Source organism: Euhalothece natronophila Z-M001, assembly GCF_007904085.1.
Taxonomy (GTDB): Bacteria; Cyanobacteriota; Cyanobacteriia; order Cyanobacteriales; family Rubidibacteraceae; genus Halothece; species Halothece natronophila.
This window is the reverse complement of record NZ_CP042326.1, coordinates 2,890,828-2,903,033: the sequence shown is the minus strand read 5'-3', so window position 1 is coordinate 2,903,033 and position 12,206 is coordinate 2,890,828. Positions and strand designations below refer to the sequence as shown.

Annotated in this window: 10 protein-coding genes and 1 tRNA gene; 9 read left to right on the top strand and 2 right to left on the bottom strand. The window is 42.0% G+C overall.

Annotated elements, in window-relative coordinates; translation table 11 throughout:
- Positions 1 to 137 precede the first annotated feature (137 nt).
- From FRE64_RS14310 to FRE64_RS14300, 3 genes are all read left to right on the top strand, one after another.
- A complete protein-coding gene (locus FRE64_RS14310) occupies positions 138 to 596 on the top strand; it encodes a MogA/MoaB family molybdenum cofactor biosynthesis protein (protein ID WP_146296848.1) in 459 nt (152 codons plus the stop codon).
- Between the two features lie 326 nt (positions 597 to 922).
- Positions 923 to 2,536: an iron uptake porin gene (locus FRE64_RS14305; protein WP_146296847.1), complete on the top strand. Its 1,614-nt coding sequence runs from the start codon at positions 923 to 925 to the stop codon at positions 2,534 to 2,536.
- A 323-nt stretch (positions 2,537 to 2,859) separates the two neighbouring features.
- Positions 2,860 to 4,584 carry an iron uptake porin gene (locus tag FRE64_RS14300; protein ID WP_146297376.1) on the top strand — a complete coding sequence of 575 codons (1,725 nt, stop codon included), beginning with the start codon at positions 2,860 to 2,862 and terminating at the stop codon, positions 4,582 to 4,584.
- A 69-nt stretch (positions 4,585 to 4,653) separates the two neighbouring features.
- On the opposite strand, the gene FRE64_RS14295 is transcribed toward FRE64_RS14300, so the two are convergent.
- Positions 4,654 to 6,747 (bottom strand): M3 family metallopeptidase, encoded by a 2,094-nt coding sequence (locus FRE64_RS14295; protein ID WP_146296846.1) that lies wholly within the window; start codon positions 6,745 to 6,747, stop codon positions 4,654 to 4,656.
- Between the two features lie 101 nt (positions 6,748 to 6,848).
- Positions 6,849 to 7,745 carry a tetratricopeptide repeat protein gene (locus FRE64_RS14290; protein ID WP_146296845.1) on the bottom strand — a complete coding sequence of 299 codons (897 nt, stop codon included), beginning with the start codon at positions 7,743 to 7,745 and terminating at the stop codon, positions 6,849 to 6,851.
- 61 nt (positions 7,746 to 7,806) lie between these two features.
- Between FRE64_RS14290 and FRE64_RS14285 the strand changes: the two genes are divergently transcribed.
- The 6 genes from FRE64_RS14285 to FRE64_RS14260 all read left to right on the top strand — a co-directional run bounded on the left by FRE64_RS14285 (position 7,807) and on the right by FRE64_RS14260 (position 12,186).
- Positions 7,807 to 7,887 (top strand) — tRNA-Leu (locus FRE64_RS14285).
- A gap of 90 nt (positions 7,888 to 7,977) precedes the next feature.
- On the top strand, positions 7,978 to 8,319 hold the full coding sequence (locus FRE64_RS14280; protein ID WP_146296844.1) for a hypothetical protein: 342 nt from the start codon (positions 7,978 to 7,980) through the stop codon (positions 8,317 to 8,319).
- Positions 8,320 to 8,432: 113 nt separating this feature from the next.
- The gene (locus FRE64_RS14275; RefSeq protein WP_146296843.1) at positions 8,433 to 9,800 is read left to right on the top strand and encodes a hypothetical protein; all 1,368 of its coding nucleotides are present in this window, start codon (positions 8,433 to 8,435) and stop codon (positions 9,798 to 9,800) included.
- Between the two features lie 31 nt (positions 9,801 to 9,831).
- Complete coding sequence (locus FRE64_RS14270; protein ID WP_146294724.1) at positions 9,832 to 10,866, top strand: IS630 family transposase; 1,035 nt, start codon at positions 9,832 to 9,834, stop codon at positions 10,864 to 10,866.
- A 125-nt stretch (positions 10,867 to 10,991) separates the two neighbouring features.
- Positions 10,992 to 11,504, top strand: a complete 513-nt coding sequence (locus FRE64_RS14265) for a hypothetical protein (protein WP_146296842.1) — start codon at positions 10,992 to 10,994, stop codon at positions 11,502 to 11,504.
- A gap of 13 nt (positions 11,505 to 11,517) precedes the next feature.
- The gene (locus tag FRE64_RS14260) at positions 11,518 to 12,186 is read left to right on the top strand and encodes an OmpA family protein (RefSeq protein WP_146296841.1); all 669 of its coding nucleotides are present in this window, start codon (positions 11,518 to 11,520) and stop codon (positions 12,184 to 12,186) included.
- The last annotated feature ends 20 nt before the right edge of the window (positions 12,187 to 12,206 follow it).

Below are 12,206 nucleotides of genomic sequence, written 5' to 3'. Positions count from 1 at the left end.
TTAATAATCAGTCACTACGCCTTTCTTTTTCCGCGCGTTAAGTGGCTGATTAACTCTAGCGACTAAATGAAAATTGTAGTTGTAGGATTCTCAGGTTTACCAATGACTAATGACTAATAACAAATGACTAATAACAAATGACCAATTGTGCTGTTCTAACCATTAGCGATACTCGCACGACTGAAACCGACACCAGTGGAAAATTTATCAAGGAAGCACTAGAACAAAAAGGACATCACCTAGTTCAATATTTAATCCTTAAAGATGAACCAGAATTAATTGTTGACCAAATTAAGCAACTGTCTTCCCAAGTACAGGTCATCATTTGTAATGGGGGAACCGGAATTGCGCCCCGAGATACTACTTATGAAGCCCTAGAGAAGATTTTAGAGAAAACCTTACCTGGATTTGGGGAACTATTTCGGTATTTAAGCTATCAAGAAATTGGTTCACGCGCGATCGCGTCACGAGCAATCGCAGGACTTTATAGACAAACTCTAATTTTCTCTCTACCTGGTTCAACCAATGCAGTGAAGTTGGGGATGAATCAATTAATTACACCAGAAATTAGCCATCTCCTCAAATTAGTGAGATAAATCATTTACTTAAATTTAGTGAAATCAGTTATAGCGTTAGGAGTTTCTCTAATTGCCCTCAAGAAACTCCTTTTCATCGCCTCACTTCAAACTTGTAAACAAGCTAATCTTTGAGCAAAATGGGTAAATAAATAAGTGTGACGGTTAAAAAAGTGAATGTCAAGAAAAAACAATCTAATCAAGGGAAACCTACAGGGAATAAGGGGTTGAAGGGTGATAAACAGATAGAAATTGGTTCCATTTATCGTTGATGTCTTTACATGTCTTTCATACAATAAGGGGTGTCAAGTATAGTTAGCCAATGAAAAAGGCTGGTGTGAGGAAATATGGTGAATCTAAAGTTAGTTAACTTCTTTAAGGTTGCTCCTGTGTTAATGGGAGCGTCTTTCATGGTGGCTCAAGCTGGACCAGTTTTAGCGCAAAGTTCTGGTGACTCTGAGCAAGACGTATTACAGCAAATTGAAAATTACAATGAGGATGCTGACTCAATTGAAGAAATTGATCAGGTTAACAATGTTAACCAGTTAGAAGACGTTTCCCCAGATGACTGGGCGTTTGAAGCACTGCGTAACTTAGTAGAACGCTACGGCTGTATTGCAGGTTATCCTGATGGCACATTCCGCGGGAATCAAGCCATGACTCGTTATGAGTTTGCAGCTGGTTTGAATGCTTGCTTGCAACAAATCGAGCAGTTAATTGCAGCGGATGACCAAGTGACTGAAGAGGATTTAGCAACCCTAGAGCGTTTAGTACAAGAATTTGAAGCAGAATTAACCACTCTCGGAACCCGGGTTGATGACTTAGAAGGGCGTGTTGGTCAACTAGAAGACACCCAATTCTCTACAACGACCCAGTTAACAGGTGGCGTTAGTGCAGCTCTAGTATTTCCATTTGGGGATGAAAAAGCCGATGGTTCTGGTGATAGCGTTGACGATAACGTTGGTTTAATTTACCAGGGGGACATTAACTTTGACTCTAGCTTCACAGGGCGTGATCGTTTGCGAGTGCAGTTACGCGCTGCTGAAATTGGAGCAGGTGGTGCAGGTTTCCAACAAACAGCGACTGGCGAACCCTTAACCGAATTATTTGATATTTTTGATGATACTCAAGGAAGTATCGAACTTAACGAACTCAGTTATCAGTTTCCTTTAGGTGATCGTATCGAAGTTGCCCTCGGTGCCTCTGGAGGAAGTGCCTTTCCACCCGATAAAGTCTTTGAATCCAATTTTGGCAGTGGTGGCAACCTTAATGACTTAATCCTGCAAGGGGACTTAGATACCCGTCAAGGTGGTGGACGCACCCAAGATATTGGCTCTCCTGGTCAACTTGGGGCTGGTATTAGCACCCGCTTTGATTTAACGGACCGCATCTCCTTTGGCGCTGGTTATACCGTTGCCGAAAATAGTGCTCGGGATGAAACCGTTGGTCTTTTCCAAGAGTATTCAGTGGCAGCTAACCTGAACTACGCTGGGGATAATTTTGACATTGGCTTAAATTATGGTCGCACTCGCGCCGGTGATTCTGCCCTAGCCTTTGATGATCTTCGTCATGATGCCGTAGGTTTGAGCGGTGGACTTCGTTTAAGTCCTCGCAGTGAACTTGGGGGTTGGGTGACTTATGTTGACCAAACCTCAAATCAAGAAGATCGTGATGGCGTGGGATTTGGGGCAAATTTAGCCTTATTCGATATCGGGCGAGAGGGAAGTAAACTAGCTCTTGGTTTAGCAAGCCCTGCATTCTTTGGCGATGTTGATGAAACACTCACCACTGACTTTGTGAGTGAAGACGATCGCGCTTATGTGGCGGAACTATCCTATGATTTCCCAGTTAACGATAACGTTTCCGTAGCCCCTGGTTTAATGGCTGTGTTTAATCCTGGACGTGACTCGGATAACGATACCGTTTATACTGGCGTTGTCCAAACCAACTTCTCCTTCTAAGCCCTTTTTAAGTAAAAGAAGTTTCCACTGCAAGCTACTCTCTTCGGTGGAGACTTCTACCTCACAACAAAATTAATTTAGGAATTTTCTTTCTAAGGAGATTTAGTTCATCTAGATTTTTCCGTAAGAATGCTGTGACACTCAAATAAGTGGATTAGGAAAACGGAAGATAAATTAACCATAAGCCTTGCATAGCGAGCACTTAAAGTAATTGTAGCCTCAGCTTCATGCTAATTGCTAGTAGTTGCCGTTTCAGCTCCGATCCCGTAATATGAAAAATGTAAGAAGATTCTATCTAGATTAATTGTGGTGTGAGGTAAATGATGGCTAGCTTTAAATTCATTAGTTTATTCAAAGTTGCTCCCGTTCTCTTAGGAGCCTCGTTCATAGTGGCACAAGCTGAACCCGTTTTAGCTCAAAGTGCTGGTACATCCGAACAAGATTTATTACAACAGATTGACAGTTACAATAACGAAGGTGGCGACTCCCTCGGTGAAATCAACCAAGTGAATAGCGTTTTCCAACTAGAAGATGTATCTCCAGATGACTGGGCATTTGAAGCACTTCGTAACCTAGTAGAACGCTACGGCTGTATTGCAGGTTATCCTGATGGCACATTCCGAGGCAATGAGCCGATGACTCGTTATGAGTTTGCTGCTGGTTTGAATGCTTGTTTGCAACAAATCGAGCAGTTAATTGCAGCGGATGACCAAGTGACTGAAGAGGATTTAGCAGCCCTAGAGCGTCTAGTACAAGAATTTGAAGCAGAATTAACAACGCTCGGAACCCGTGTTGATGACTTAGAAGGGCGTGTTGGTCAACTAGAAGACACCCAATTCTCTACAACTACTAAGTTAAGTGGTGGCGTTGATTTTGCTCTGACTTCTGGCTTTGGTAGCAGTCAAGCTGTACGAACTCAAGGGCGTAATTTATCTCGTGATGGCGCTGGCAATATAATCAGTCCAGACGATACATCTGATACTGATAGCAATATTGGTTTACTCTACAAAGCCGACTTAAACTTTGATGCCAGCTTCACAGGGCGCGATCAGCTGCGGGTTCGGTTACGTGCCGCTGATGGTGATGGCTTCACTCAACGTGCAACTCATGAATCAGGTGCATTTCGTCAATCGGATCCAAATAGCTTTACGGAGGACTTAACCCGTCTTGCTGATATTCGAGATACTAGTGGTGATTTTGAACTGGATACCCTAACCTATCGCTTCCCTCTTGGTGACAGAGTCACTGTTGTCGTAGGAGCTAACGATATTGACCCTGATGAAGCCTTTGAATATAACTTTGGTAGTGGCTTCATTCTTAATGACTTCATCGATGGTGGCGATATTTATACTCTTGAAGGTGATAACCTTGGTATCTTCCCGGGTGGTCGCAGCGATGCTGGTATTAGCACTAGCATTAATTTAACTGACAGAATCTCTGTCGGGGCTGGTTATACGGCTAGTGGTGGTGATGCCCGAGACCCCCGAACTGGTTTATTCCAAGACTATAGCGCAGCAGCTAACCTCAACTATGCGGGTGATCGCTTTGACATTGGTCTTGGCTATGGTCGCACAGCTATTGGTGGAGGTGAATTTGGAATAGCAGGAGCCGTAGCAGGGATTCCCGTTGAGACCTTTACCCAAGATGCAGTAGGTCTCCGTGGCGCAGCTCGTCTCGGTCGTCGCACTGAGGTCGGTGGCTGGGTAAGCTATGTTGACCGCAACTTTGATTTTGATCGGGGTAGCCAAGATGACTGGGGCTTTGGTGCTAATGTTGCCTTCTTTGACGTTGGTAAAGAAGGAAGTAAGTTATCACTTGGTTTTGCAAGCCCTGCTCAAGCCAGTGACTTTGAGTTTCGCGATCGCGGAACCGGACAGACCAATACTATTGAATTAGATCGCGCTTACATAGCTGAAATTTCCTATGACTTCCCAGTCAACGATAATATTTCTGTAATTCCAGGCTTTATGGCTGTGTTCAATCCTGAAAACAACTCTGATAATGATACGGTTTACGTTGGTGTTCTCCAAACTAGCTTCTCTTTCTAAGGCTTAGTTAGACTACACTACAAAAATTCCCTCCCTATAATTGGGAGGGTTTTTTATTGAGGTAGTAAATCAGAGTCCACTTTGTCTCAATAACGGTTCAGTTTTGGGTTCGCGTCCTCGAAAATACTTAAATACTTCCATCGGATGCACTGAACCCCCTAAAGCCAAGACAGTATCACGGAATTTTTGTCCCACTTGGGCTAAAGCCGTCTCATCTTCCAAACCTGCTTCTTCAAATGTCGCAAAGGCATCTGCACTCAGGACTTCTGCCCATTTATAGCTATAATAACCAGCGGCATAGCCACCAGCAAAAATATGTCCAAAAGCACAGAGAAAAGAATCTTCAGGAAGTGGAGGAATAACAGTGGTTGTGGGAACAACGCGATCGCGCACTTGTTTCGGACTTTCCCCACTATCAGGATCGTAATGGGCGTGTAACTCTAAATCCAAGAAACTAAAATGCAGTTGTCGCAACATCCCTGAACCACTGCGATAATTCCGTACCTGTAGTAACTTCTGATAATACTCCTCTGGTAAGGGTTCTCCGGTTTGATAATGTTTTGCCATTTTGAATAAAGTGGGGCGATGATAGCACCAATTTTCCATAAACTGGCTAGGCAATTCCACCGCATCCCATTCCACATTATTAATACCAGCCGCCCCAGGATAATCCACCTTGGTCAGCATATGTTGTAACCCATGACCAAATTCATGGAACAGGGTTTCCACTTCATCAAAAGTCATTAAACTGGGCTGACCATCCACAGGCGGAGTTTGATTACAGGTAAGATAAGCAACAGGTAACCGCGTTCTAAGATTGCCCTTAGCATCCTTAATTTTCCCGCGATTGAGACATTCACCCATCCACGCACCACCACGTTTTTCTTCAGGGCGAGAATAAGCATCAAGATAAAAATGAGCTACGGGGTTTCCCTCCTGGTCTTTAATCCGAAAAAAGCGCACCTGAGAATGCCATACCGGGGCTTCCCCATCAGCAGGAGTAATCGTCACGCCAAAGAGATGCTCAGTAATACTAAATAATCCCTCTAACACTTGATTGAGAGGGAAATAAGGGCGTAACTCTTCCGCATTAAAAGCAAATTTTTCTTCCCGTTGTCGTTCTGCCCAATAATTAATATCCCAAGGCTGGAGATCATCAGCTTCTGGCGCACCTTTGGCTTTAACAAAGGCTTTTAACTCTTCATGTTCTGATACTGCCGCTTCATAACTTGCCTGACGTAACTCTTCTAATAATTTTTCCACTGCTTCCACATCAGGCGCCATTTTTCGGGCTAAACTCAATTGAGCATAGTTCTCAAACCCTAATAAATGGGCTTTTTCTTTCCGTAACTTCAAAATCCGCTCAATAATTGGGTTATTATCTAACTCCCCACTAGAAGCGCGAGTAATAAATGCCCGATAAACCTTCTCCCTTAAATCCCGCCGTTGACTATGTTTCAGAAAAGGAATCAAACTAGGCATATCGAGGGTAATCACCCAAGGACCGTTATCAGCAGTTGCCTCTTCGTCTCCCTTTTGACGAGCCATTTGAGCAGCCAAACTCAGCGCACTTTGGGGTAATCCGGCAACTTCTTCTGGAGTGGTTAATCTCAGGGTAAAGGCTTTGGTGGCATCAAGAACATGATTCGAGAATTGGGTAGAGAGTTCAGCTAACTCCAATTGAATAGCATTAAACCGTTCTTTTGCTTCTCCTTCTAAACCCACCCCTGATAGTTCTGCATCTTGGATAGAAGACTCAACAATGCGTTTTTGGGCAACCTCAAGATGATCCCATTCTGCACTATTACGCAACAACTTAAATGCTTCATAGAGGGGCTTGCTTTGACTCAATTTATTAATAAACTTAACTACCTCTGGTTGGACAGTTTCGTAAGCCTCTCGTAATTCCTCACTATTTTTTACCCCCATTAAATGGCTAACAATCCCCCAACTCCAATTGAGGCGTTCTTCAATAGCAGTTAAGGGTTCGGCTACCCCTTCCCAAGTTGGGGTAACCGTTGCTTCAAGCTGGGTTAATTCTTCATTGAGTTCTGTTAATAATTCTTTTATTCCACTGACAACATGATGCGGTTCAATGTCAGGAAAAGGCGGTAATCCTTCGCCAATTAGCAGCGGATTGGGTTTTGTGGTGGTGGTAGTCATGGAGGTTTATTTCAGTGTTAATAACTTCATCTTTCTTTACGATAGCGCGATTAAAAAAAAGGTAGCGATTAGATTAATTAAGAGATTGATCTAGCCTGCTTCTAATTTTCAATTTGAGCTGCAATTCTTTCTATGAGTTGTTGGGCATACAGTGCCATTTCCCTGTTTTCCTGTTGTTGATAAAGGGTTTTTGCTTGTTGTAGGTTTTCTTGGGCTGGTTCCCATTGTTCTTGTTGTAATAACATGAGCGCGATCGCGTAATAGCCACTTGCTAAGTCTGGATTAATATTAACCGCTTCTTCAAAAGCATTTAAAGCCCGATTCCATCTTTCTTCACCTGCCCACACTTTGCCTAGGGCATAATGGGCTTTTTCAAATTGAGGATTAATGTTAATTGCTTCCTCAATTGCCGTTTTTGCACCGTCTAAGTTTCCTGTTTCCAGTTGGGCTAATCCTAAATGATAGTGAACTTCGGGGGCTTCTGAGCGATATTTTTGGGCATTCTGGAAATGACTAATCGCAGCGGAGAAATTTTCCTGTTCCCTTGCCACTAAGCCGAGATTATAGTGAGCAATTCCCAAATCTGGAGAAAGTTCAAGGGCTTCTTCTAGGTAGGCTTTAGCTTGTTCGGGGTTATTCCCTTCTAGTAGAGCTGCCCCTAAATTAGCATGAGCAATAGCAAGATTGGGATTAATGGAGACAGCTTGATAAAACGCATCCGCAGCCGCTTGTAAGTCTCCTTTTTCTCGCAAAGCTAATCCCAAATTATAATGGGCAGGGGCAAGAGTTCTATCTAAACTTACAGCCTCTTCAAAAAGCGCGATCGCGCTATCAGTGTTTCCCGCCTGCGCCTCTTGTAACCCTTGCTTTAGATATTGTACCGCTTGTGGCGTTGTTGGCGTTAACTCTGGTAATGATTGTCCTTGCGCCAATTTCGGCAGCGCGATCGTAAAACTTCCCATCAACACGGTAATAAGGAAATACTTTTGCAGGTTCATAATTTGTTTAGGACTTGTCGATTCCCCATAAATATGGTATATTTTACCTCGCGATGCTTATGCGGACGTGGCGGAATTGGTAGACGCGCTAGATTTAGGTTCTAGTGTCTCTGACGTGAGAGTTCGAGTCTCTCCGTCCGCATTTTTCCCAACAATTTAAAAAAGTTTCTGTTCTGAGTACACACTTTGGGGGAGTTAATCGTTTCTTGATTAGAAACACAATATTAAACTCATGGAACTATCTCCTCAGGTGAAAACTTTAATTACTGAAGTTAATGCCATTAATCACGCTTGGAAAGAAGCCTCAGAGCAATTATTAGCCCCAAACGCTCCTCTGGCTACCTCCCTCAGAGACTTAAAAACAAGCTTGCAAATTCGCCTCCTACGAAACTATCCCCAACAAGTTTATCTCATCCTTGATGACGAAACCGAAAGCAAAGAAGCCGTTTATAGTATTCGCTTACATCACCCCATTGACGAATATTGGAATGCAGCCCATATTCCTGCTCGTGTGGCTACAAAAATATTAACTCCTGAGGAATTAGAGCAGTTGATTGTAGTCAAAGACACATAAAAGGCGTAGTTTAAGCTAAAGTGAAAATATTATTTAATCACACTTATCAACGTAGGTTGCGTAGAGATAACAAAACCTAGCATCTATTAATTAACTGTAAATACTCAGGAATTATGCTGCATCTAGACAATTCAGTTAACTTCGTTTTTATTACTGCCATTTGTTTAGTTTTTATTACAGGAATCATTATTGAAATTCTCCTCAGCCTAAACTATTGGCAACAAACCAAAACTACCTTGCAAGAAAACAAAAAAGGCAATCAATCTGACCTTTCAATTTTCCAGAAAGGAAATACTCGTAGCCCCCTCCATTTTATTCCTACACTCCTAACAGCACTGGGAATTTTAGGAACATTTACAGGGATTTATTTTGGCTTTCAAGGCATTAACCTAGAAGCAATTAACGATAGTGATGCGCTAATTAGAAACAGTACAGAAATTTTAACAGGAATGCAAACCGCTTTCCAAACTTCTCTTTGGGGGTTAGGAAGTGCCAGTTTCTTCATTGTTATCCTTGCTGTTAGTGAAATGAGCAAACGCCGTCGTCGAAATCATCTAATTAAACAAATTCGAGACAGAGACAGACGTAGTAATAACAATACAGAAGAGGCGTTAATTGTTCAATTAGGAAAGCTAGCGGAAAAAATGGAAGGATTAGCCAATTTAAATCCGAAAACGATGGGAAAAGAAATAGCTAATTCCTTACAACCTAGCTTACAGGAAGTGAGAAATGATCTCAACGCACAATACCAAACCTTACAAACTTTAAAAACACTTCAACCAGAAACCATTGGCGCAGAAGTAGCTACTGCTTTAACACCTACATTTGATGAAATTAAAACTGATTTAAACCAGCAACGTCAAACCATTGAAACTCAACGTCAAGAAGTCATAAAAACTGTCGTAGGAGAATTACGAACCGAGGTAATTGAACCAATAGCTAATCGTCTTGACGCGAGTGCAGAAACCACTAAAGAAGCCTCCAACGCAGTTCAAGAATTAAAACAAGAATTAGGGGGGATTTCTGACAGTTTAGCCACCTCAATTCAAACCATCCAACAATTCCAAGAACAAACCCTTGGAGAATTAGAAGATTTTGCCCAAAACTTAAAACAAATTTTAGATCAATTTAAAACGGATACTCAAGGAGTGATGGAAAAAGTGGCGACAGATATTAACTACGCTGTTAATGAAAGCATTTCAGGAATGGAAGCCCAACGCACAGCTTTTGCAGAAAGCGCTGAACAAGCCTCTCACACCTTCCGAGGAATACGAGAAGATTTACAAGCCTCCCTCACCACCCAAGCGCAACAACAGCAAACGATGTTAGAAAATGTCCAACATTCCACCGAACATATCTTACAAGAAGCCAATAATGCTTTTGCTGAACAGTCTAATACTCTTACTCGTGTCGGAAGTGAAGCCTCAGAGATAATGACTCAGGCGAGTGAAAACTTATTAATCCGTGCGCTAAATAGTTAACATGGGAAAGTGAAGTACGGCAGTTTTCTATATGCAATTAAAAGACGCTCGGAGTTTACCCCCTCAAGCTCAACAAGCAATCCGTAAAAGGGCGGTCATGGCAGTGATTGAGAACAAACGTTCTCAAGGAGAAGTGGCCCAAGAGTTTGGAGTTACTCGTACAGCAGTTAATCAGTGGGTGCAACGTTACCGTCGTGGGGGTGAGACAGCTCTCAAAGCTTGTAAACAAGGTCGTCGTGAGCATCCTACCTTGGCGCGATCGCAGGTAACGACAATTACTCGTCTCATTCGGGATTACAGCCCAGAACAACTACAACTGCCATTTACTCTCTGGACTCGACAAGCCGTATCTCAGCTCATTGAACAATGTTGGGGAATTACTCTTTCTCAAACGACGATTGGTCGTTATCTGCGTCGTTGGGGACTGTCTCCACAAAAGCCTGCCAAATGCGCTCGTGAGCAATGTCCTCACCAGCTTCAGCATTGGTTAACTCATGAATATCCAGCGATTCACAAGCGAGCACAGCAGGAAGGAGCTGAGATTCATTGGGGTGATGAAATGGGATTGCGTTCGGACCATCAAGCAGGGACTTGTTGGTCTGAGGTAGGGAAAACGCCAATTGTAGAAGGAACTGGGCAACGTTTCAGTTGCAACTTAATTTCCGCCCTGACCAATCGAGGAACCCTACGCTTTCAAGTATTTCAAGGGGGATTTAATAGCGATGTCTTTTTGGAATTTTTACGCCGATTAATTCGCTCCAGGGAAAACAAAGTTTTTTTGATTGTAGATCGCCACCCAGTACATCGCTCCCGTAAAGTTCAACAATGGGTAGCTCAACATCAGGATGAATTGGAACTGTTTTATCTTCCCCCCTACAGCCCAGAACGAAATCCCGATGAATTTCTCAATCAGGACATTAAAAGCAATGCTATGAGACGACAAAGACCCCGTAATCGTAATGAACTCATGAAAAGGGTTCGCTCTTATTTATACAGTCTTCAGAAATGTCCCGAACGTATTAGTCGTTATTTTTGGGCTCAGCCAGTTCAATATGCTGGCCTTTAGGTGTTAACTATTTCCTGCACGGATTAATAAATAGAACACTGACTAATGTTGATTCTAGCTTACAAAATACTCGCCAAACTGTAGAGGAAGAATTAGAAAAATTCCGTACTAATTACCAAGACTCTTTGAACCAATTTTTTAGCGAACAAAATACTTTACTAGAACAAACTTTAGGAAAACAGCGAGAAGGATTAGAAGAAGTCATCAAAGAACTACAAACTGTTTTCCAAGAAGATGCTAAACAAATGTCAGAAGAAATTATCACTAGCATGGATAAAATTCAAAAGACTACCGAAACAGTGGCTCATTTAGCTAATACAACTGGTTTAACTTCCGCCGAAAGACTGGGACAAATTCAAGAAATTTCTCGAACCTTAGGCAGCGAATCACAAAAAATCAATCAAGCCTATGAAAAGCTAATTCAAAACTTTAATCAAGGTTTAGACACTTGGAATCAGCATCTTACCCAATACTTTGAACAAGCCAATGACACTTATCAACAAGGGCGAGAACAGTCAGAACAAGCAGCCGCAGAAGTTTGTAATCAACTGAATGCTACTTCTCACAATTTAATGGGCGTTGCTGAATACTTAGTGACCGCAGCCAATGATTTACAGAATACTCAAGAACGTAGATAATGAGAGAAAAACAATGGTTAATTTTAAAGAGTTTGAGTCTGAACTAGAGTTAGAAGATGAGCAAGATCAAGAATCGGGAATTTGGCTTTCAATTAGTGATTTAATGTCAGGCTTGCTTCTATTTTTTGCTTTGCTTTTTATTACCACTCAAGTGCAGTTACAAAGAAAAATTGAGGAATTAACTCAATATGAAGAAGCCTTAAAGAATCTCCCATTAATTGTTATGACAGCGATTGAAGATGGATTAGGTGGAGATGCAGTTGAAGTTGATCCAGAAACGGGTGATGTCAGTTTAGATGACCAAATTCTATTTGAGGAAAATGAGTCAGAATTAAGAGCAGAAGGAAAAGAATTTTTAGACAAATTTATTCCTATTTATAGTGAAGTGATTTTTTCTCAAGCTGAATTTGAAGAACAAATTGCACGGGTGGTGATTGAAGGACACACCAGTTCTGCTGGCGATGAAGCATATAATCGCGCTTTAAGTTTACAACGGGCTTTATCTGTTGCTAATTATATTTTTTCTGATGAATTGAAGTTTCCGAATGCAGATAAGTTTGAACAAAAAATTTTAATTAGTGGACGGGGAGAAATGGATGCTAACCCAGAAATAGATGATCCGACAGATCGAAAAGTTACCTTTCGTTTTCAAATGCGTCGAGAAAATTTTCTCGATGAATAAACACCATTCCCAATCCAGAT

Coding starts and splice junctions, on each gene's coding strand:
- FRE64_RS14275 (WP_146296843.1), top strand. CDS start 8,433: ATGCTGCATCTAGACAATTCAGTTAACTTCGTTTTTATTACTGCCATT.
- FRE64_RS14270 (WP_146294724.1), top strand. CDS start 9,832: ATGCAATTAAAAGACGCTCGGAGTTTACCCCCTCAAGCTCAACAAGCA.
- FRE64_RS14295 (WP_146296846.1), bottom strand. CDS start 6,747: ATGACTACCACCACCACAAAACCCAATCCGCTGCTAATTGGCGAAGGA.
- FRE64_RS14305 (WP_146296847.1), top strand. CDS start 923: ATGGTGAATCTAAAGTTAGTTAACTTCTTTAAGGTTGCTCCTGTGTTA.
- FRE64_RS14280 (WP_146296844.1), top strand. CDS start 7,978: ATGGAACTATCTCCTCAGGTGAAAACTTTAATTACTGAAGTTAATGCC.
- FRE64_RS14310 (WP_146296848.1), top strand. CDS start 138: ATGACCAATTGTGCTGTTCTAACCATTAGCGATACTCGCACGACTGAA.
- FRE64_RS14260 (WP_146296841.1), top strand. CDS start 11,518: ATGGTTAATTTTAAAGAGTTTGAGTCTGAACTAGAGTTAGAAGATGAG.
- FRE64_RS14300 (WP_146297376.1), top strand. CDS start 2,860: ATGGCTAGCTTTAAATTCATTAGTTTATTCAAAGTTGCTCCCGTTCTC.
- FRE64_RS14290 (WP_146296845.1), bottom strand. CDS start 7,745: ATGAACCTGCAAAAGTATTTCCTTATTACCGTGTTGATGGGAAGTTTT.